Raw genomic sequence first — 18,635 nt, 5'->3', positions numbered from 1 at the left:
CTTCATACCACGCCGCGGCTATTCGGCCTTGGGCGGGTAGGCCGGGTCGGTTTCGCGCCCTTCCACCAGGGCGATCGCATACTGCAACTGCGTGTCCTCCGCCTTGTCCACCGGCACATAGACCGAGGAGCCGACGGTGGCTTCCTCCTGGCCCTCGGCGGTGATGTGACCGCTGAGGCCGGCTTCGCCGATGATCTCGTCGCGGCCCTGGAACTCCTCGGGCACCACCTGGCGCACCTCGATGTCGGGCGTGATGCCGAGCGCCTGGATGGAGCGGTTGGCGGGGGTGTAGTAGCGCGACGTGGTCAGCCGCATGGCCCCATCCGGGCCGAGCGGAATGATCGCCTGCACCGAACCCTTGCCGAAGGAGCGGGTGCCGACAAGCGTGGCGCGCTTGTGGTCCTGCAGGGCTCCGGCGACGATTTCGGAGGCCGAAGCCGAGCCGCCATTGATCAACACCACCATCGGTACATCGGCCAGCTTGGAATCGAGGCTGTCCGGCTGGGCATCGTAGCGTTCCGATTCCTGCGGACCGCGGCCACGGGTCAGCACCACCGCGCCCTGCTTCAGGAAAGCATCGGCGACGAACACCGACTGGTCGACGAGGCCGCCGCCATTGTTGCGCAGGTCGAGAATGATGCCGGCCGGCGCCTCCCCGTCCAGTTCCTCGTAGATCTTCTCGATGGCGTTCTGAATGCCGACAAAGGCCTGTTCGGAGAAGCTGCTGAGGCGCAGCAGCGCCACTTTGCCGTCCTCGCCTTCCAGCGACCAGCGCACCGCTCGCAAGGGCACGGTCTCGCGGGTCAGTTCAAACTCGAACGGCTCGCTGACGCCCTCGCGCAGCACGGTGATCTTGACGCTGGTGCCGGTCGGGCCCCGCATCTTGCTGACCGCTTCGTCGAGGGTCAGGCCCTGCACCGGGGTGCCGTCGATCTCGACGATGAAGTCGTTGGGCAGGATGCCGGCGCGGAAGGCGGGGGTGTCGTCGATGGGCGAGACCACCTTGACCACGCCCTCTTCCATGGTGACCTCGATGCCGAGGCCGGAGAACTCGCCCGACGTGCTCTCGCGCATGTCGCTGTAGTCGGTTGGCGGCAGGTAGCCCGAATGCGGGTCCAGCGAAGTCAGCATGCCCTGGATGGCGGCCCGGATCAGTTCCTTTTCGTCCGGCGGATCGACATATTCGGCGCGGATGCGGTCGAAGATCTGCCCGAACAAGGCAAGGTCGGAATAGATCTCCAGCGGATCGCGGGGCGCGGCGGCCTTCTCCTCCGCGGTCGGCTCCGGCTCCTCACCCGATGGCGCCAGGTCTACGGGCTCCTCGGCGGGCGCCTCTTCGGCAGGCGCCTCCACGGCCGGATCGTCGCCGGCGGGGGCGGGCGGCTCCTGGGCAATCAGCAGGCCAGCGGGCACCGAAAGCGCCAGAGCCAGGGCAAGGGCGCGAAGGGGAGTGAGGCGCATGCGGGTTCTATCCACTCTGTGTCGGGGCTGCCCACCAGTCGGTCGGATCGATGGGCTCGTTGTTCTGTCGCAGTTCAATATAGAGGGTCGGCTGATCGGCGCCAGCACCGGTGGTTACGGAGCGCCCAATTGTGCGTGACCCCATGGTGCCGACCGGCATTCCCATTTGCACGAACTGGCCGATTTCGACGCTCACCGTGTCCAACCCGGCCAGCAGGGCCGTGTAGTTCTGGCCGGTATTCAGAATGACGATCTGGCCATAATTGAGGTAGGGGCCGGTATAGAGCACCCAGCCGTCGGCCGGCGCCACCACCTGGGCTTCGGCGCGGGTGACGATGGACACGCCCTCCGACAGCCCGCCGAAGCCATCGCTGGTGCCGTATTCGACCACCGTCACGCCATTGGCGGGCGGGGTGAGATAGCCGCGGGCGGCAGCAAAGGGCACGGCGGGCTCGGTGCGGGCGGCGTTGGCGAAAGCGGTGCGGATCTCCGCCTCGCTGAGCTGCGGCGCATCGGGATCGACTGTCGGCGTAGGCGTGCCGACGGCGTTGGCCCGGGCCGACAGGCTCTGGATCAGGTCGCGCAGGTCGGCGGCGCGGGAGGCGAGCTCCAGCGCCTCTTCCTCGGCCGCGATCAGGTCGGCGGAGCGTGTTTCGATGCCTTGGCGTCGCGCCGCGATCAGCGTCGCGATGCGCAACTGCTCTTCCTCGAGCACTTCGTAATTGGCCTTCAGCGTCGCCTCTTCCTCAAGCACCTGCGCCTTGATCTCGGTCAGGGCGGTGAGGTCGGCGGTAACCGCATCGGCGCGGGCGCGCAGTTGCGGCACGATGGCGGCGATCAGGATGGCGCTGCGGGCGGAGCCGAGGGCGTCGGATGGGTCGACGATCAGCGCCGGTGGCGGATTGAGCGAGATCCGCTCCAGCGCAGCCAGCACATTGGCGATTTCGCTGCGCGAACCATCGAGGCGCCCACGGATTTCGAGTTCGCGCACGATCAGGTCCGACAGGCGCTCCTCGACATCGGCGATCTCGATTTCAGCCAGCTTGACCCGCTGGGCCGCAGCGATCAGCGCGGCATTCTGGCGGGTCTGGTCGCCTTCCATCTCGGCGATCTCGGCCCTGAGGGCGTCGACCCGCTCCTGGCTGAGCGTGATTGAAGCTTCGATGGCCTGGAGTTCGGCTTCAGGATCTTCGGGAGGTTCTTCGGTCAGCGCGGTGCCGGCCGCTGCCGCGGCTTCCGCAGCGTCGGAAGCGGCCGTGTCGGCGTCGGGTTGGGCCGGTGTCTCGGGCGCTGCGGCAGGCGCAGGCTGAGGCGCGGCCTCTGGCGCGGGCTCCGTCACCGCCGGTGCAGGTGCCTGCGCCGCGGGCGCAGCCTCCGCGGGCGGCGCGGCCTCGTCGGTCTGGGCGACCAGCGGCAACGCCGAAAGGCCGGTCAGCCCAAGGCCGGCCAGCAGGACCAACAGCCGGTTGCGAGGGCTTGCTGCCATCCATTCTCCCATGGGCACCGCCCGAATCACGGAGCCGACCATATCAACCCGCCGGCAAACCGCAGGTTAACGTTGCTTAACCATGTTCAAGAATGGCGGAGCCGCGGTTCAGTCGCCGCGATGGTAGGGGTGGCCCGACAGGATGGTGGTGGCGCGATAGAGCTGCTCGGCCAGCATTATGCGGACGAGCTGGTGCGGCCACACCATGGGTGAAAAGCTCAGCAAGAGGTCGGCACTGCGGGCAAATTCAGGCTCGATCCCATCCGCGCCGCCGATGACGAAGGTGGTGGCGGGGCGGCCATCATCCCGCCAGCGGCCGAGCTGGGCGGCAAAGGCTTCGGAACTGATGGATTTGCCGCGCTCGTCCAGCGCCACGACGATGCCGTCGGCTGCGGCGGAACGGAGCGCTTTCGCCTCTTCGGCCTTGCGCGCCGCGGCGGAGCCGGCGCGAGATTCATTGAGTTCGGTGACGTCGAAGCCGGTGAGGGCCAGCGGCTTACCGCTGGCCTGGGCGCGATCGAGATAGCGGGCCACCAGTTCGCGCTCCGGCCCGGCCTTCATGCGGCCGACGGCCAGGATCGCGATGCGCATCGATCAGTGTGCGTCGGCCGCGAACTCGGCCTGCCACATCTTCTCGATGTTGTAGAACTCGCGCACTTCCGGGCGGAACACGTGGACGATCACGTCGCCGGTATCCACCAGCACCCAGTCGCAATGCGGCAGTCCCTCGATGCGCGGCTTGTCGAAGCCGTTCTCGCGCAGGGCCTTGAGCAACTGGTCGGCAATGGCGCCGACATGGCGGTCCGAGCGGCCGGAGGTCACGACCATGTGGTCGGCCAGCGACGACTTGCCGGTGATGTCGACAGCGACGGTGTTCTCGGCCTTGGCATCATCGAGGCATTCGAGGACGACCTCGATCAGCGGCCGATGCGGGACGGGAGTGGCCGCGGGGGCGGCGTGGACAGTGTTGTCGGGCAGATTGGCCATCAGCAAAGGCTCTCTGCCCCGTTCAGGGCATGCATCATGCGGTGCGCAGCATCCTTGGTGGTTGATCGGAATGTGCAGGCGTTTCAGTAAACGGCAAGCAGCGTGTTCCTGTTCCGGTGATCTCGCTTCACCTCAGGCGCTAATATGCGCGCTGGAGGCCCCAAGTGCAAGGCGCGCGCCGGAAACCGTTATTGCCCCGCCCGCAGCGCCGTCGAGGACAGCGCCGATTGCCGGCCATGAAGATAGACCCAGGCCGGCGGCCGCATCATCGCCAGCCGCCCCGCATCCTCCTCGTCGATCCGCCAGCGCGACAGGGCAACCGCCGCCCGCGAGGCCGGCGCCTGCCGCGAGCCCGGGCGCACATAGACGGCCATCGGGACAGTCCGGGCGATATCCCGCCAGCGCTCCCAGCGGTGAAAATCCCTCAGGCTATCGGCCCCCATGATCCACACGAAGCGCCGGTCGGGCAGCGTCTCGGTCAGGTGGCGGATGGTCTCGTAGCTATAGGTGAACCCCCGTTCCGCTTCCCAGCCGGTGACACGGATGCGCGGGTCGCTGACCGCGGCGCGAACCGCCTCCACCCGCTCGGCGAGCGGCGGCAGGCCGGCATTGTTCTTGAGCGGATTGCCCGGCGTCACCAGCACCCACAGCGCATCGAGCTCCAGCCGGCGCAGCGTCTCGGCCATGACCAGCAGATGCCCCTCATGCACCGGATTGAAGCTGCCGCCGAACAGGCCGATGCGCATGCCGGCCCCGGAGGTCGGCAGGGTGGTGATACCGGGAATGCGGCGCGGCGGGCGGCGCGTCATGCGGCTCCGCCGCCGCAGTTGCGTGCGTTGCTCCACCCCACCCTCATTCCCTCCCCATCAAGGGGAGGGAGGCGAAAGCTGTGCTGCCGGTGTTCATCGTCTCCCTCCCCCTTGTGGGGAGGGATCAAGGGTGGGGGTGTGCGTACGGCGAAACCGCCGCTCAAGGCCGGGTCTGCCCCGTGCCGCGCACGCGATACTTGAAGCTGGTTAACTGCTCGACCCCCACCGGTCCGCGCGCATGCATCTTGCCGGTGGCGATGCCGATCTCGCCGCCGAAGCCGAATTCGCCGCCATCGGCGAACTGGGTGGAAGCATTGTGCATCAGGATCGCCGAGTCGATCTCGTTGAAGAATTTTTCGACCGCCGCGGCATCCTCGGCGATGATCGCCTCGGTGTGGTGGCTCGAATAGGTCTCGATGTGGTCGATCGCCGCTTCGAGGCTGTCCACCGCCTTCACCGAGATGATCGCGTCCTCGTATTCGGTACGCCAGTCCTGCTCGGTCGCCGGCACGACATCGGCAATCCGCTCGGCCACCGTCGCATCGCCCCGGATCTCACAGCCCTTCTCCACCAGCGCCGCAATGATCGGCTGGAGGTGGGTGTCGACCACGTCGCGATGCACCAAGAGCGTCTCGGCGGCCCCGCAAATGCCGGTGCGCCGCATCTTGGCGTTGACGACGATCTTCACGGCCAGCTCGAGATCGGCGCTCTTGTCGACATAGACATGCACAAGCCCCTCGAGATGGGCAAACACCGGCACCCGCGCCTCGTCCTGCACCCGCGCCACCAGCGACTTGCCGCCGCGCGGCACGATCACGTCGATATTGCCGCCAAGGCCACGCAGCATTTCGCCGACGGCGGCACGGTCAGTAGTCGGCACCAGTTGCACCGCATCTTCCGGCAGCCCGGCCTGCTTGAGCCCGTGGCGCAGGCATCCGACCAGCGCCCGCGAGGACTCGGTGCTGTCGCTGCCGCCGCGCAGGATCACGGCATTGCCCGACTTGAGGCAGAGCGCGCCGGCATCGGCGGTGACGTTGGGACGGGATTCGTAGATCACGCCGATGACGCCGAGCGGGGTGCGCACGCGCTCGATATGGAGCCCGTTGGGCCGGTCCCATTCGGCGATGACGCTGCCCACCGGGTCGGGCAGTTCGGCGATGGTGCGCAAGGCGTCGACGATGCCGTCGAGCCGCGCATCGGTCAGCAGCAGCCGGTCCTGGAAGGCCTTGGTCATGCCCTTGGCCACGGCGTTCCGCATGTCGACCGCATTGGCCGCGAGAATGTCATCCTTGTGGTCGCGCACGGCCTGGGCGGCGCCGACCAGGGCGGCATGCTTGCGCTCGGCCGAAGCGGTAGCGAGCCGGGCGGCGGCAGCCCGTGCCCTGCGGCCGAGTTCAGCCATCATCGTGCCGACGTTGTCGGCAATCATTTCTGCCGCGCTCATGTCACGCCTCCTCCTTGGCCCCGACCAGCACCAGATTGTCGCGATGCACCAGGGTGGCACGGGTGCCCACGCCCAGCAAATCCTGCACCATCTCGCTCTTCTTGCCCATCACCAGCCGCGCATCCTCGCTGTCGAGACCGGCAAGGCCGCGGGCGATCTCGTGCCCGTCCGGATCGACGATGGCCAGCGTGTCGCCGCGCTCGAACTCGCCGCTGATGCGGGTCACGCCCACCGGCAGCAGCGACCGCCCCTGCCTCAGGGCACTGACGGCGCCGGCATCGATCTCGAGCGTCCCCGCCACGGCGAGCGTCCCCATGATCCAGCGCTTGCGCGCCTGCGCCCGCGAGCTCGAGGCGTGGAACAGCGTATGCCGCCCGCCTTCGGTCAGGGTGCGCAGCGGATGCAGCTCGGTGCCCTTGGCAATGATCATGGCGGTACCGGCGAGCGTAGCGATCTTGCCCGCTTCCACCTTGGTGGTCATGCCGCCGCGCGACAGATGGCTGGCAGCGCCCCCGGCCATGGCCTCGATTGCCGGCGTGATCGCCTTGACCACCGGAATGTGCTCGGCGTCGGGATCGCGCGCCGGCGGCGCCGTATAGAGCCCGTCGATGTCGGACAGCAGCACCAGGCAGTCGGCCTCGATCATGGTGGCGACGCGGGCCGACAGCCGGTCATTGTCGCCATAGCGGATTTCGGCGGTGGCGACGCTGTCGTTCTCGTTGATGATCGGGATGGCCCCGAGCCCGAGCAGAGTGGTGATGGTGGTGCGGGCGTTGAGGTAGTAGCGCCGCTCCTCGGTGATGTTGGGCGTGATCAGGATCTGCCCGGTGACGATGCCGTGCCGCCCCAGCGCCTCGGCCCAGGCCTGCGACAGGGCGATCTGCCCCGCACTCGCCGCCGCCTGCGACTGTTCCAGCGTCAGCGACACGGCCGACAGGCCCAGGAGCCCCCGCCCGAGCGCGATTGCGCCCGACGAGACGATGACGATCTCGCGCCCCTCCGCCTTCAGCGCAGCGATATCCTCGGCCAGCGCCGCCAGCCACTCGGCCCGGAGCTTGCCGGCCTTGTCGACCAGGAGCGCCGAGCCGATCTTGATGGTGAGGCGCCGATAGGCGGCGAGGGGGGTCATTGGACAGGTCCGCAGCTGGCGACGAGGCAGGTGGAGAGCTGGCGCCTCGGCCCCCCCTCCCCCTTGAGGGGAGGGGTGAGGGGTGGGGGTGTCGTCGCCGAGCCATACCCGGAATCCGAGTATGCACGCCCGCTGACACCCCCACCCTCGATCCCTCCCCTCAAGGGGGAGGGAGGCGATAGCACCGAGGCCGCAGCGCCTGCCACCACACGATCAAGCATCACCATCACGGCGTCCAATTGGGTTCCACCTTGCGCCGCTCGCTCTCGGCAGCAGCAGCGCGTTCCTCGTCCAGCACCGACACCACGCGATACAGCACCTGGTCGATGTTTTGCCGGGTCGCCGCCGAAACCGTCATCACCTCGGCCTTGCTGATGCGCTTCAGCACCTTCAGCTTGTCCTTGAGCTCGTCCGGATCGATGGCGTCGATCTTGTTGAGCACGACGATCTCGGGCTTTTCCGCCAGCCGCTCGTCATAGGCGGCAAGTTCGCCGCGAATGGTCTGGTAGGCGGCCTTCACATCCTCCTGGGTGCCGTCGATCAGGTGGATCAGCACCGCGCAGCGCTCGACATGGCCGAGGAAGCGGTCGCCGAGCCCGGCGCCTTCGCTCGCCCCTTCGATCAGGCCGGGGATGTCGGCGAGGACGAAATCATGCTCGCCGATCGACACCACGCCGAGATTGGGGTGGAGCGTGGTGAACGGATAATCGGCGATCTTGGGATTGGCGGCGGAGACCGAGGACAGGAAGGTCGACTTGCCGGCATTGGGCAGGCCCACCAGCCCCGCATCTGCGATCAGCTTGAGGCGCAGCCAGATCCACTTCTCCTTGCCTTCCTGGCCGGGATTGGCGTGGCGCGGGGCCTGGTTGGAGCTGGTCTTGAAATGGGCATTGCCGAAGCCGCCATTGCCGCCGGTGAGCAGCACCACGCGCTGGCCCACTTCCGTCAGGTCGGCGATCAGCGTCTCGTTGTCGTCCTCGAACACCTGGGTGCCGACGGGCACGCGCAGCACCACGTCGGCGCCGTCAGCCCCGGTGCGGTTCTTGCCCATGCCATGGGTGCCGGTCTTGGCCTTGAAATGCTGCTGGTAGCGGTAGTCGATCAGCGTGTTGAGCCCGTCGACGCATTCGACGATCACGTCGCCGCCGCGCCCGCCATTGCCGCCATTGGGCCCACCGAATTCCACGAATTTTTCGCGCAGGAAGCTGACGGCGCCGGCACCGCCGTCGCCCGAGCGAACATAGACCTTGGCCTGGTCGAGAAACTTCATCTTTGGCGGTCTTTCCAGACGCTGCGCGTCAATTGAGTGTCGATATGCTCCACCTCGGCGCCCCGTGCAAGGCAGAGGAGCCGCGAGCGGCCGATCTCGGTGAAGCCGAGCTTGTGCTGGATGGCCAGCGACGGCGCGTTGAAGTGAAACACGCCGGAATAGACGATGTCGGCCTTGCTGGCGCCGAAGAACCAGTCGAGGCTCGCCCGGCCCGCCTCGGTCATGATCCCCCGGCCCCAGAACGGCCGCCCCAGCCAGTAGCCGACGATCGGCCCCTGCGGGCCGCGGTGAAAGCCGATCTGGCCGGCATAGCCTTCGCCCGGCAGTTCGATCGAGAAGTTGGTCTCCTCGACCGGCAGGCCCGGCACCCGGGTCCGCAGCCACGCCCGGGCATCGGACTCGTGGTAGGGAAACGGCACCCGCGCCAGATTGCCGGCGACGCCGAAGTCGTTGAGATAGCGTGCAATCGGCTCGGCATCGCCCATCTGTGGCGGCCGCAACAGCAATCGCTCCGTCATGATGGTGGCGTTCACGCTGCTCTCCCTCGCTCCAGCCAGGCGGAGGCGTCGAGCCGGCTCACCACATGCCGCACATTGCACTGCAGGGCATGGGAATAGCGCATCTCTTCACCCACCGCCACAAAGCCCAGCTTGCGCTGAACCGCCAGCGAGGCGTGATTGTTCCGCTGGGCGCTGGCGATGACCGGTTCGGGCGAGGCGGCGAAGCGCCAGTCGAGCACGGCGGAAGCGGCCTCTGTGGCATAACCCCGATTCCAGAAGCGCCGCGCCACCCAGAAGCCGAGTTCGTCGGCGAGCGTGATGCAGCCGACCAGCCCATGGTCGGCATGCTCGATGATGAACATGGCCCGTTCCGGCGTCACCGCCGGCGCCTGCCGCAGCCAGTCAATGGCCATGGCCAGCGTATAGGGCCAGGGCAGGGCGGTCAGGTGCCGCGCCACCGCGAACTCGCCCACGGCCAGGGTGAAGGCCGGCGCATCGGCAGAATTGGCGGGCCGCAACAGCAGGCGTGGCGTGCCGAGCTCGGTCATCTGTCGAACTCCAGCCGCATCAGCACCATCCGCTGACCTTCGAGCGTGCCCTGGCGGTCGACCTCTTCGCCGATCTCGATGAAGCCGAGCTTGCCGAGCACGTTGCGGGAGGCGGTGTTGGTGGGGAGCGCCCGCGACCGCAGCGCCGTTGCTCCCGCCGCTCGCGCGGCTGCCACCACGGCGCGCCCCGCTTCGGTGGCATAGCCGAAACCCCAGTGCGGCTGGCCCAGCCAGTATCCGAGTTCGGGCACCTGATCGGGCAGGAGGTGCAGCCCGATCGTGCCGATGAACTGCCCCTCGCTGGTGATGGCCCAGGCGAACTCTTCGTCGCCACGGGCGATATGCTCGACGAAGAAGCGCCCGTCGCTTTCCGCGTAGGGGTGCGGCAGCCGCGACAGCACTTCGTAGATGGCGCGATTGTTGGCGAGTGCCGCCATTTGCGGGACATGGGCCAGCGTCGGGGTGGTCAGCACCAGCCGCTCGGTGGCGATGGTGGCGGGCAGGCGATGCTTGAGGCTGTCCATGTCTTTGCTCCAGAAACGAAGAAGGGGACCGGCTGACCCGGTCCCCTCCCGATTTTCTGGCGCTGTGGCGCTGAACCGAGCCGGGGACCTTGGGTCTACCCGGCTGTGGTTCGTGAGACCTGCCGGGTTATTCGGCGGCCTCTGCCGGCTGGACGGAAACGAATACCTGCGACTTGGCGCGGGTTTTGAACGTGACCTTGCCGTCGACGAGCGCATAGATGGTGTGGTCCTTGCCGAGGCCGACATTGGTCCCGGGGTGCCACTTGGTGCCGCGCTGGCGCACGATGATGTTGCCGGCAACGACAGCTTCGCCACCGAACTTCTTGACGCCGAGACGACGGCCGGCGGTATCACGACCGTTGCGGGACGAACCGCCTGCTTTCTTGTGTGCCATTGTCTAGCTCCTTATTCCTGGTCGGCCTTGGGCGCGGCCTTCTTGGCCGGGGCCTTCTTCGCCGGCTTTTCAGCGGCGGTGTCGGCTTCGCCTTCGGTCTTCTTGCTGGCCTTCTTCGGCGCAGCCTTGGCTTCGGTCGCCTCGGCGGCCTCGGCCTTCTTGGTGGTCTTCTTGGCCGGCGCAGCGTCGGTCACCGACTCGGTCGCGGCGGTCTTGGCAGCGGCCTTGGTGGTCGGCTTGGCGCCGCCGGTCAGGATCTCGGTGATCCGGACGGTCGAGAGCAGCTGGCGATGGCCGTTGCGGCGGCGCGAATTGTGGCGGCGGCGCTTCTTGAAGACGATGACGGTCTTCGACTTCTTGGTCTCGACCAGCTCAGCGGCAACCAGCGCACCTTCCACCAGCGGCGCACCGATGGTGTCACCCACCATCAGCACCTGGTCGAAGGTCACCACGTCGCCAGCCTGGGCGTCGAGCTTTTCGATCTTGATGACGTCGTTGGCGGCGACCTTGTACTGCTTGCCGCCCGTCTTGATCACGGCGAATGTCATATAGTCCGCCGGGCGGCTGTCCACCCGGTCCCTGGTTTGCCGCGCTCTGTGGCGCCGCGGGTTTAGCCCTCCCGCGGGCTTCGAAGTGTGATCCGGCCAATGAACCGGGGGCAGCCTCGAGCAGCGATGTTCAAAATGAAGGAGCGCGCCGGCAGGACCAGCGCGCAATCCGGGGGTGCTTATCGGGGCAAAAGCCCCAAGAGTCAAGGTCGACGGTCAGGGCTCGGAGGCGTCAGCCCTGCCCGTTCGGGTACCAGTTGCGGATGCGCACTTCCACCCCCTCCTCGACCGCCGCCTCGAAGGCATCGAGGTCGCTGTCGCCGTAATGGTAGGGGTAGACGATCGCCGGCTTGAAGCCGTTCACCGCCTCCGCTGCCTGCTCCACCGTCATGGTATAGGGCAGGTTCATCGGCAGGAAGGCCAGGGCGATATCGGTCAGCGCCAGCATTTCCGGTGTCGGCTCGGTGTCCCCCGCCACATAGACGCGCTTGTCGCCGAAGGTGACCACATAGCCATTGCCGACGCCCTTGGGGTGGAACTGCAGCCGGTCCTCGGTGACGTTGTAGGCGGCCACCGCCTCGACGCTCAGGCCGAGCAGGTCGCCGGTCTCGCCATTGCCGATGGCGGTCGCCTGCGCCTGGAGCGCCTCGGGCAGCTTGTCGAACACTTCCTGCGAGGTGAGGATCGGCGCCGTCCCGGCAAGCGCCTCGAGCGTCGCCACGTCGAAATGGTCGCCATGCCCGTGGGTGATCAGGATGGCCGAAGGTGGCGGCAGGTCCGCGTAGAGCTCGGCGCCACCCACCGGATCGAAATAGAGCACGCTGTCGCCGAACTGGAGCACCAGGCTAGCATGCTCCACCGGGTGGATGGTGAGTTCGCCCTCCGAGGTCGTCAGCGTGTCGGTTGTCGCTTCACCCTCCTGTGCGAGCACGGGGACTGCCCCCCATGCGAGCCCCGCCAGCGGCAGGCTTGCCATGCCGGCGACCACTTGTCTGCGTGTCGTCATTGATTTTCTCCCTAGCGCTGCAACTGTTGCGTTGCAGGCAACGCAACGCAGACAAAAGGCCGCCGGTTTGCTGCACACGGGAACGTGACCGGAGGCGTTCGCAGGGTCCCGTCGAATGCCACGCAACAAGGGTGTTGCGACCCTGAAATTGCTGTGCGATAAGCCCGCCCGTCGACCAGCGGCGCTCCCCGCGCCGGCCCGATCTCGCGGAGAGATGGCAGAGTGGTTGAATGCACCGCACTCGAAATGCGGCATAGGTGCAAGCCTATCGGGGGTTCGAATCCCTCTCTCTCCGCCACTTCTCCCTTGAACATCAGCGACATACATGCCGCCCTGCTGGCGGGTGACGCTGGCTAGCGGGTGGGTAGCCCCTGGCGGACGAAGGTGCGGGTGATTTCGCGCGGGTTGGTGATCATGGTGCCGACCACCACGGCATGCGCACCGGTGTCAAACGCCTGCCGGACCAGTTCCGGGGTGTTGTAGCGGCCCTCCGCCACCACCGGCACCGACAGTCTTGCCGCCAGCGTCTCCACCAGACGGAGGTCCGGCTCTTCGGGCTTCGGTTCGGTGTAGGCGGTGTAGCCGGAGAGCGTCGTGGCGACATAGGTCGCGCCCCAATCGGCGGCCGCCAGGCCCTCCTCGAAGGTCGAGACGTCGGCGAACACTTCAGCGCCGAGTTCCTCGCGGATGCGTCGGATCAGCGTTTCGGGCTTTTCGCCATCGCGTGGCCGGGGCGTGCAGTCCAGCGCAACGATACCCGCACCCGCTTCGACGATGGCTGTGGCGGCCTCGAAATTGGGCGTGATGTAGACCGGGTAGTCGTCCGAAAACACCTTGTGGATGCCGATCACCGGCAGGCCGGCAGCCACAACCGCCCGGATGTCCTCCGGGCCATTGGCGCGCAGACCGGAGGCGCCGCCGTCGCGGGCTGCCAAGGCCATGGCGCCCATGAACTGGGGGCCGTGCAGTGGATTGTCGGCGCGTGCCTGGCAGGACACGATCAGGCCCTTGGGCAGGGACAGGCTCATTTGACGGCGCCCGAGGTCATGCCGGCGATGAACTGCTTGGACAGCACGATATAGATGAGGATGATCGGCGCCGCCGACAGCGTCAGCCCCGAGAACAGCACACCCCAGTCGGTGGTGTACTCGCCCATGAAGGTGGTGAGGCCCTGGGGCAGGGTCTTGAGGTCGTCGTTCTGGATGAACACCAGCGGGAAGAAGAAGTCGTTCCAGATCGGCACCACGTTCTGGATGCCGGCAATCACCATGGCCGGGCGCACCAGCGGCAGCATGATCGACCACATGATCCGCGCTTCGCTGGCCCCGTCCATGCGGGCAGCGTCTTCCAGCTCGTTGGGCAGGCTGCGGATGAAGCCGGTCATGATGAAGACCGTCGTCGGCAGGCCCATGGCGGTATAGACGAAGATCAGCGAGAGCTGGTTGTTGAGGATCGACAGGTCCCGCATCAGCATGAACAGCGGGATGATGGCGAGCTTGAGCGGCAGGGTCAGCCCGGCAAGGAAGAACATCAGGATGAAGTTCGCGCCGGTGAAGGCATACCGCCCGATGGCATAGGCGGCCATGGTGCCGAGCGTCAGGATCAGCACCATGGAGGAGCCGGTCACGACGAACGAGTTCACCAGGTAGCGCAGGAAGTTGGTTTCGTTCCAGATTTTGACGAAATTCGCCACCTGGGTGAAATCCGGAATGGCAAAGGGTGCCTTGAAGATCTCGGGCGTGGTCTTGAAGGCCGAGAACACCATGATGACGATGGGCGCCAGCATGATGATGGTGTTGGCGATCAGGATGATCTGCAGCAGTCCGTCGCGCCCGAGCGTTGCGAACAGGCCCCTGCGGTCGTAGTAGCTGGTGGCCGCGGTGCTCATAGCTGGATCTCCCGGGCGCGCAGCCGGGTGGTGATGACGCCGGCAACCAGCGCGATGAAGATGAAGATCAGGACGGCCAGGGCCGACCCGAGCCCGAAATCCTGCTGGCCGGACGATACGTTGCCGAAAGCGGTGCGGTAGAAGTAAAGCCCCAGCACGTCAGTGGACCCGAAGGGCGACCCATCGAGCCCGCCCATGATGTAGGGCAGTTCGAACCAGTTGAAGGCGCCCACGAACAGCAGGGTGAAGACGATGGTGGCGCTGGGGGCAACCAGCGGCCAGACCACCTTGGTGATCTTGACCCACTCGCTTTCGGTTTCCATGCGCACCGCATCGAGGATTTCGCCGGGGATGCGCTGCATGCCGGCAAGGAAAACGAGGGTCGGAAAGCCCACCATGTGCCAGGCCTGGGCGACGATGATGCCCCACAGGGCCGTGTTGCTCTGGCCGAGCCAGGGCTGCGCCAGCGAACCGAGCCCGATGCTCTTGAGGCTGATGTTCACCACGCCGAACAGCGGGTGGTAGAAGAGCTTGAACAGGTAGGCGACGATGATGGTCGACAGCACCACCGGCAGGAACACCGCGATGCGGTGGAAGCGCGCGCCGGGCAGTTCGCGCCAGAGCGCATAGGCGAGGAGAAAGCCGAGCCCGTTCTGCAGCACCATCAGCGCGAAGAAGACGATGACGTTGTTCCGGAAGGCGTTGAGCGTCCAGCTCCGGTAGGGCTCGACGAACAGCACGGTGTGGAAGTTCTCGAGGCCGATGAAGTCGCCACGCCGCAGCCCCTGCCAGTCGAAGAAGGCGTAGGCGAAGGCCGAAATGATCGGATAGACGATGAACAGCGCCACGAAAGCCAGTGGCGGCACGATCAGCGCGGTGATCCAGAGGCCGCGGCCAGTCATCCGAAGTTTGGGCAAGGGAAGGCTCTCTGGGTTGGAAAGGGGGCGGGCAGTGCCCACCCCCTTAGCAGGCAAACGCCACTTAGTTCTGGAAGGGCTCGTACCAGGCGGCAAGGCCGGTGGTCAGCGCCTCGCCGATGGCTTCCGGGGTGGTCTCGCCGGCAAAGAGCTTCTGCATCTCGGACTGGATCAGCACCGAGCCGGAGGGCTCGCCATAGCGGAAGTGGGCCAGCATCAGATACGGGATCGACGACTGGTTGAGCTCGTTGACCTCGGCGAGCAGGGGATCCTCGAAGGTGACGCCCGGCACGGTCGAGATGTTCTGGAGCGTGTCCGCGAACGCCTGGCCGAATTCGGCGCTCGCCAGGTAGTTCAGGAACTTGAGCGAGGCTTCCTTGTTGGTGCCGGCCGCATTGGCGGCGTAGCCACCGTCGAAGTAGAGGCCGACGAGCTTGGCATCCTCGGCGGTTTCGCCCGGAGCGGCGAAGACGCCGAGCTGAATGTCCGGGTTCTGCGCCTTGAAGGTCGCCAGCTCATAGGAGCCGCCGACGAACATCGCCGCCATGCCCGAGGAGAAGAGCTGCTGGGCCGAAGGGTAGTCGAGGCCGATAAAGCCGTCGGGGAAGTATTCGGCGGCCAGCTCGCCGACCTCGGCGAGGGCGGAGGTGAAGCGCTCGTCGGTGAAGTCGGCTTCGCCGGCCATCAGGTCGTCATAGAAGTCCTCACCAATCAGCGAGGAGCCGAGGCCGAAGGTCACGGTCTCGTTCTGCCAGGCCGTCGCCGTGCCGTTGGCGAAGGGGATGACGCCGGCGTCCTTGAGTGTCTGGCTGAGGGCCACGAGGTCTTCCCAGGTCTCGGGCTCTTCCAGTCCGTTGGCCTCGAAGATCTCGGTGTTGTAGATCACGAGCTGCGTCTGGCTGGCGAAGGGCACGGCATAGACGGTGCCATCCGAGCGCATGCTTTCGGCCGCCAGCGACGGGGCCGAGAACTCGGCCAGGGCCGGCACGTTCTCGGGGCTCAGCGGCTCGAGGTAACCGGCGGCGGCGACGTTCTCGAGCCCGCCATAGGCGCGCACCATCATCACGTCGGGACCGGTGCCACCGGCCAGGGCCGTCGACAGGATGGTGTTGTAGTTGGCGGCCTCGAAGGCCTCGAACTTCACCGTGATGCCCGGATTGGCAGCCTCGAACGCCTCGATGAACTGCTCATAGGCGGCGCGGTCTTCCTGGCGCCAGCTCCAGAACGTGATGTCCTGGGCGAATGCGGGCGCGGCCAGGAGCAGAGCTCCCATGGCGGCGCCGGTGCGGATCATTGTGGTCTTCATGTTATCCCTTCCCTTGTACGTCTCTTGGTGGACTGTGCTTGGACCCCTATGGGGTCAGCCGCCGGCCATCCTCGGCGGAAAAGTAATGCGCCGAGCCGGGTTCGGCCGTGACCGTCACCAACTCGTCCGGAGCAAAGAGGTCATTGGGGCCCGTACGCGCGGCAAGCAGCGTACCGTCGGCGAGGCGGGCATACACATAGGCGTTGTCGCCCAGATATTCGGTGTAGACGACCGTCGCGGCGAGCCCATCGGCCGTGGCGCCGCGCTGGAGCCGCACCGAGTCGGGCCTGAGGCCCAGCTTCAGTGTTTGCGCCTGCGGCAGGGCGCCGGTGGCGATCGAGCCACCATTGGCCACCGCCAGCCGCTCGCCGTCGCGGGTCACCTCGACCAGCGTCATACGCGGCGAGCCGATAAAGGTCGCAACAAAGGTGTTGGCCGGCGTCTCGAACAGTTCGCGCGGGCTGCCCACCTGTTCGATGCGCCCGGCATTCATCACCACGATCTTGTCGGCCAGGGTCATCGCCTCGACCTGGTCGTGGGTGACGTAGATCATGGTGCCGCCGATATCGCGGTGGAGCTTGGCGATTTCGAGCCGCACTTCCGAGCGCAGGGCCGCATCGAGATTGCTCAGCGGCTCGTCGAGCAGGAAGACGGCCGGTTTGCGCACCAGGGCACGCCCGATGGCGACGCGCTGGCGCTGGCCACCGGAAAGTTCGCGCGGCTTGCGCTTGAGCAGCGGTTCGAGCCGCAGCATGCGCGCTGCCTCGGCGATGCGGTTCTCGACCTCCGCCGGGGTCAGGCCCATCAGCCGGGCGCCGAAGGCCATGTTCTCGTAGACGTCCATGTGCGGGTAGAGCGCGTAGCTCTGGAACACCATGGCAATGCCGCGGCGCGAGGGCGGCACGTCGTTCATGCGTTGCCCGTTGAGGAAGAACTCGCCATCGCTGATGGGATCAAGCCCGGCGATCAGCCGCAGCAGGGTCGACTTGCCACACCCGGAAGGCCCGACGAAGACCACGAACTCGCGGTCGCCGATCTCGAGATCGATCCCGTGAAGCACATCGGTGGTCCGAAAGCGCTTCTTGATGCCACGGAGTGACAGTTGAGCCACGTTGCCTCCCAGGTTCCCGTGTCGGGAACGAGACTCTCGGCAGAGAGCCAGCGGAATACTGAATTCCTAAACAGGAGGCTGTCAAGAATAGAATATTACCGACTGGTGAGCCGGCGGCTTTCGGTCATGGCGCCAGGGCCGGCACGCCGATGATCACTTCATGCAGCAGGGCGAAGGCGAAGGCGAACACGACGCCGGCCAGGCCTAGCAGCACGGTCCGGCAGTCGAGCCAGCGGCCGCGCGGCCATTGCAGCACCCGGTAGCGGCGCGCCAGCGCCGTCCATTCGGCCTCTCCGAGGCGGCGCCGTGCGCGCCGGTCCAGGATGAACATGCCGCCGATCGACAGCACGAGAAAGGTGCCGAACAGGATCACGTGCGACAGGTCGCCATTGGGCACCAGGTGCGACGCGGTCCACAGCGCCAGCGCCATCAGCACCGGATGGCGGGTCAGCGCGGTCACCCCGGGACGGCTCTCGTCGAAGGGGCGGCGCGCCGCCGACATCGAGAGCGGGTTGGGAGTGAACAGCCCTGCGGCACCCAGGCCGAACGAGATCGGCACCAGCAGGGCGGGCACGTGGCGCTGCCAATTCTCGAAGCTCCACAGCTCGACAAAGGGAGCGCCGGCGGCGGCATGCACCAGCCAAACCAGCAGCACGATCGACAGAGCCGAGTAGAGCGCCAGATACAATCGGTCGCCCATGAGCGCGGTGAGCCGGCGGCGCAACGGTGGTCGTGCCGGAATGGCATGGGAGGCAAGGAAGGCGACAAGCGCGGTGCCGAAGGGCGTCCAGGCGGCGAAATCGTCCATGTCGGATTCCGGTGTTCAACGAAAAGCCCGGGTGGACGAGCCACCCGGGCCAGTTTGACGTTATTGTGCGACAGCGTCGAGGGCAGTGGCCATGCGGTCCTTGGCCTTGCCCGGCAGCGTCACCGCCTTGGCGGCATCGAGATTGGTGGGTTCCCCCACCACCACGGCGGCGACCATGCCCATGCCCAGATGCGGGGCGCACTTGATGCCGTAGACGCCTTCCTGGGTGAAGGTGAAGGCCACATCCTTGCCCATGGCGCCCTTGAAGGTCTCGGCACCCTCCGGCATCATCTCCTTGATGCTCTCGGCATTGTGCCCCTTGTCGGTGGCCACGAACGTCACCGTGTCGCCCGGAGCGACTTCGATCAGCGCCGGCTCGAAGACCATGGCGCCGTCGGCGCCCTTGTTCAGCATCTGGACTTCGACATTGGCGGCATAGGCCGGTGCTGCGCCGATGAGCAATGCAACAACGGCAGCAATCCCGAGGGTCTTCATTTTC

The 18,635-nt window shown here is 66.6% G+C and carries 21 protein-coding genes and 1 tRNA gene; 1 reads left to right on the top strand and 21 read right to left on the bottom strand.

Annotated features, from left to right (window positions below; translation table 11 throughout):
* Window positions 1-18: 18 nt before the first annotated feature.
* The 14 genes from ACFSX5_RS07810 to ACFSX5_RS07745 form a co-directional block, all read right to left on the bottom strand.
* Complete coding sequence (locus ACFSX5_RS07810; RefSeq protein WP_386832710.1) at window positions 19-1,461, bottom strand: S41 family peptidase; 1,443 nt, start codon at window positions 1,459-1,461, stop codon at window positions 19-21.
* Between the two features lie 7 nt (window positions 1,462-1,468).
* A complete protein-coding gene (locus ACFSX5_RS07805) occupies window positions 1,469-2,947 on the bottom strand; it encodes a murein hydrolase activator EnvC family protein (protein ID WP_386832709.1) in 1,479 nt (492 codons plus the stop codon).
* Window positions 2,948-3,055: 108 nt separating this feature from the next.
* The gene (rlmH, locus tag ACFSX5_RS07800; RefSeq protein ID WP_386832708.1) at window positions 3,056-3,538 is read right to left on the bottom strand and encodes a 23S rRNA (pseudouridine(1915)-N(3))-methyltransferase RlmH; all 483 of its coding nucleotides are present in this window, start codon (window positions 3,536-3,538) and stop codon (window positions 3,056-3,058) included.
* Between the two features lie 3 nt (window positions 3,539-3,541).
* Window positions 3,542-3,934, bottom strand: coding sequence for a ribosome silencing factor (gene rsfS / locus ACFSX5_RS07795; protein ID WP_386832707.1), 393 nt, complete (start codon window positions 3,932-3,934; stop codon window positions 3,542-3,544).
* 188 nt (window positions 3,935-4,122) lie between these two features.
* Window positions 4,123-4,743, bottom strand: a complete 621-nt coding sequence (locus tag ACFSX5_RS07790) for a nicotinate-nucleotide adenylyltransferase (protein ID WP_386832706.1) — start codon at window positions 4,741-4,743, stop codon at window positions 4,123-4,125.
* Between the two features lie 160 nt (window positions 4,744-4,903).
* On the bottom strand, window positions 4,904-6,187 hold the full coding sequence (locus ACFSX5_RS07785; RefSeq protein ID WP_386832705.1) for a glutamate-5-semialdehyde dehydrogenase: 1,284 nt from the start codon (window positions 6,185-6,187) through the stop codon (window positions 4,904-4,906).
* A 1-nt stretch (window position 6,188) separates the two neighbouring features.
* A complete protein-coding gene (gene proB, locus ACFSX5_RS07780; protein WP_386832704.1) occupies window positions 6,189-7,316 on the bottom strand; it encodes a glutamate 5-kinase in 1,128 nt (375 codons plus the stop codon).
* 226 nt (window positions 7,317-7,542) lie between these two features.
* Complete coding sequence (gene obgE / locus ACFSX5_RS07775) at window positions 7,543-8,586, bottom strand: GTPase ObgE (protein ID WP_386832703.1); 1,044 nt, start codon at window positions 8,584-8,586, stop codon at window positions 7,543-7,545.
* Window positions 8,583-9,119, bottom strand: a complete 537-nt coding sequence (locus tag ACFSX5_RS07770; RefSeq protein ID WP_386832702.1) for a GNAT family N-acetyltransferase — start codon at window positions 9,117-9,119, stop codon at window positions 8,583-8,585. Before ACFSX5_RS07770 ends, obgE begins: the two co-directional genes overlap by 4 nt.
* Window positions 9,116-9,634 carry a GNAT family N-acetyltransferase gene (locus ACFSX5_RS07765; RefSeq protein WP_386832701.1) on the bottom strand — a complete coding sequence of 173 codons (519 nt, stop codon included), beginning with the start codon at window positions 9,632-9,634 and terminating at the stop codon, window positions 9,116-9,118. Before ACFSX5_RS07765 ends, ACFSX5_RS07770 begins: the two co-directional genes overlap by 4 nt.
* Window positions 9,631-10,158 (bottom strand): GNAT family N-acetyltransferase, encoded by a 528-nt coding sequence (locus tag ACFSX5_RS07760; protein ID WP_386832700.1) that lies wholly within the window; start codon window positions 10,156-10,158, stop codon window positions 9,631-9,633. Before ACFSX5_RS07760 ends, ACFSX5_RS07765 begins: the two co-directional genes overlap by 4 nt.
* 127 nt (window positions 10,159-10,285) lie before the next feature.
* Window positions 10,286-10,552, bottom strand: a complete 267-nt coding sequence (rpmA, locus tag ACFSX5_RS07755; RefSeq protein WP_386832699.1) for a 50S ribosomal protein L27 — start codon at window positions 10,550-10,552, stop codon at window positions 10,286-10,288.
* A gap of 11 nt (window positions 10,553-10,563) precedes the next feature.
* Entirely contained in the window at window positions 10,564-11,100 is a 537-nt protein-coding gene (rplU, locus tag ACFSX5_RS07750) for a 50S ribosomal protein L21 (protein ID WP_386832698.1), read from the bottom strand.
* Between the two features lie 232 nt (window positions 11,101-11,332).
* Window positions 11,333-12,106 (bottom strand): MBL fold metallo-hydrolase, encoded by a 774-nt coding sequence (locus tag ACFSX5_RS07745; protein ID WP_386832697.1) that lies wholly within the window; start codon window positions 12,104-12,106, stop codon window positions 11,333-11,335.
* Between the two features lie 208 nt (window positions 12,107-12,314).
* Here ACFSX5_RS07745 and ACFSX5_RS07740 point away from each other — a divergent pair.
* Window positions 12,315-12,404: transfer RNA gene (locus ACFSX5_RS07740), tRNA-Ser, on the top strand.
* A 55-nt stretch (window positions 12,405-12,459) separates the two neighbouring features.
* On the opposite strand, the gene ACFSX5_RS07735 is transcribed toward ACFSX5_RS07740, so the two are convergent.
* From ACFSX5_RS07735 to ACFSX5_RS07705, 7 genes are all read right to left on the bottom strand, one after another.
* A complete protein-coding gene (locus tag ACFSX5_RS07735) occupies window positions 12,460-13,134 on the bottom strand; it encodes an N-acetylmannosamine-6-phosphate 2-epimerase (protein WP_386832696.1) in 675 nt (224 codons plus the stop codon).
* Window positions 13,131-13,994: a carbohydrate ABC transporter permease gene (locus ACFSX5_RS07730; RefSeq protein WP_386832695.1), complete on the bottom strand. Its 864-nt coding sequence runs from the start codon at window positions 13,992-13,994 to the stop codon at window positions 13,131-13,133. Before ACFSX5_RS07730 ends, ACFSX5_RS07735 begins: the two co-directional genes overlap by 4 nt.
* Window positions 13,991-14,911 (bottom strand): carbohydrate ABC transporter permease, encoded by a 921-nt coding sequence (locus ACFSX5_RS07725; protein ID WP_386832694.1) that lies wholly within the window; start codon window positions 14,909-14,911, stop codon window positions 13,991-13,993. Before ACFSX5_RS07725 ends, ACFSX5_RS07730 begins: the two co-directional genes overlap by 4 nt.
* A 64-nt stretch (window positions 14,912-14,975) precedes the next feature.
* A complete protein-coding gene (locus ACFSX5_RS07720) occupies window positions 14,976-16,217 on the bottom strand; it encodes an extracellular solute-binding protein (RefSeq protein ID WP_386832693.1) in 1,242 nt (413 codons plus the stop codon).
* Between the two features lie 46 nt (window positions 16,218-16,263).
* Window positions 16,264-17,328, bottom strand: coding sequence for an ABC transporter ATP-binding protein (locus ACFSX5_RS07715; protein WP_386832692.1), 1,065 nt, complete (start codon window positions 17,326-17,328; stop codon window positions 16,264-16,266).
* Window positions 17,329-17,452: 124 nt separating this feature from the next.
* The gene (locus ACFSX5_RS07710) at window positions 17,453-18,136 is read right to left on the bottom strand and encodes an NnrU family protein (protein WP_386832691.1); all 684 of its coding nucleotides are present in this window, start codon (window positions 18,134-18,136) and stop codon (window positions 17,453-17,455) included.
* A 60-nt stretch (window positions 18,137-18,196) separates the two neighbouring features.
* Entirely contained in the window at window positions 18,197-18,631 is a 435-nt protein-coding gene (locus ACFSX5_RS07705; RefSeq protein WP_386832690.1) for a pseudoazurin, read from the bottom strand.
* Window positions 18,632-18,635 lie beyond the last annotated feature (4 nt).

Source organism: Devosia albogilva (assembly GCF_042685625.1).
Classification (GTDB): domain Bacteria; phylum Pseudomonadota; class Alphaproteobacteria; order Rhizobiales; family Devosiaceae; genus Devosia; species Devosia albogilva.
Note: the sequence above shows the minus strand (reverse complement) of the source record. Positions and strands in the feature narration are given on the sequence as shown.

Coding starts and splice junctions, on each gene's coding strand:
- ACFSX5_RS07810 (WP_386832710.1), bottom strand. CDS start 1,461: ATGCGCCTCACTCCCCTTCGCGCCCTTGCCCTGGCTCTGGCGCTTTCG.
- ACFSX5_RS07805 (WP_386832709.1), bottom strand. CDS start 2,947: ATGGCAGCAAGCCCTCGCAACCGGCTGTTGGTCCTGCTGGCCGGCCTT.
- rlmH (WP_386832708.1), bottom strand. CDS start 3,538: ATGCGCATCGCGATCCTGGCCGTCGGCCGCATGAAGGCCGGGCCGGAG.
- rsfS (WP_386832707.1), bottom strand. CDS start 3,934: ATGGCCAATCTGCCCGACAACACTGTCCACGCCGCCCCCGCGGCCACT.
- ACFSX5_RS07790 (WP_386832706.1), bottom strand. CDS start 4,743: ATGACGCGCCGCCCGCCGCGCCGCATTCCCGGTATCACCACCCTGCCG.
- ACFSX5_RS07785 (WP_386832705.1), bottom strand. CDS start 6,187: ATGAGCGCGGCAGAAATGATTGCCGACAACGTCGGCACGATGATGGCT.
- proB (WP_386832704.1), bottom strand. CDS start 7,316: ATGACCCCCCTCGCCGCCTATCGGCGCCTCACCATCAAGATCGGCTCG.
- obgE (WP_386832703.1), bottom strand. CDS start 8,586: ATGAAGTTTCTCGACCAGGCCAAGGTCTATGTTCGCTCGGGCGACGGC.
- ACFSX5_RS07765 (WP_386832701.1), bottom strand. CDS start 9,634: ATGACCGAGCTCGGCACGCCACGCCTGCTGTTGCGGCCCGCCAATTCT.
- ACFSX5_RS07760 (WP_386832700.1), bottom strand. CDS start 10,158: ATGGACAGCCTCAAGCATCGCCTGCCCGCCACCATCGCCACCGAGCGG.
- rpmA (WP_386832699.1), bottom strand. CDS start 10,552: ATGGCACACAAGAAAGCAGGCGGTTCGTCCCGCAACGGTCGTGATACC.
- rplU (WP_386832698.1), bottom strand. CDS start 11,100: ATGACATTCGCCGTGATCAAGACGGGCGGCAAGCAGTACAAGGTCGCC.
- ACFSX5_RS07745 (WP_386832697.1), bottom strand. CDS start 12,106: ATGACGACACGCAGACAAGTGGTCGCCGGCATGGCAAGCCTGCCGCTG.
- ACFSX5_RS07735 (WP_386832696.1), bottom strand. CDS start 13,134: ATGAGCCTGTCCCTGCCCAAGGGCCTGATCGTGTCCTGCCAGGCACGC.
- ACFSX5_RS07730 (WP_386832695.1), bottom strand. CDS start 13,994: ATGAGCACCGCGGCCACCAGCTACTACGACCGCAGGGGCCTGTTCGCA.
- ACFSX5_RS07720 (WP_386832693.1), bottom strand. CDS start 16,217: ATGAAGACCACAATGATCCGCACCGGCGCCGCCATGGGAGCTCTGCTC.
- ACFSX5_RS07710 (WP_386832691.1), bottom strand. CDS start 18,136: ATGGACGATTTCGCCGCCTGGACGCCCTTCGGCACCGCGCTTGTCGCC.
- ACFSX5_RS07705 (WP_386832690.1), bottom strand. CDS start 18,631: ATGAAGACCCTCGGGATTGCTGCCGTTGTTGCATTGCTCATCGGCGCA.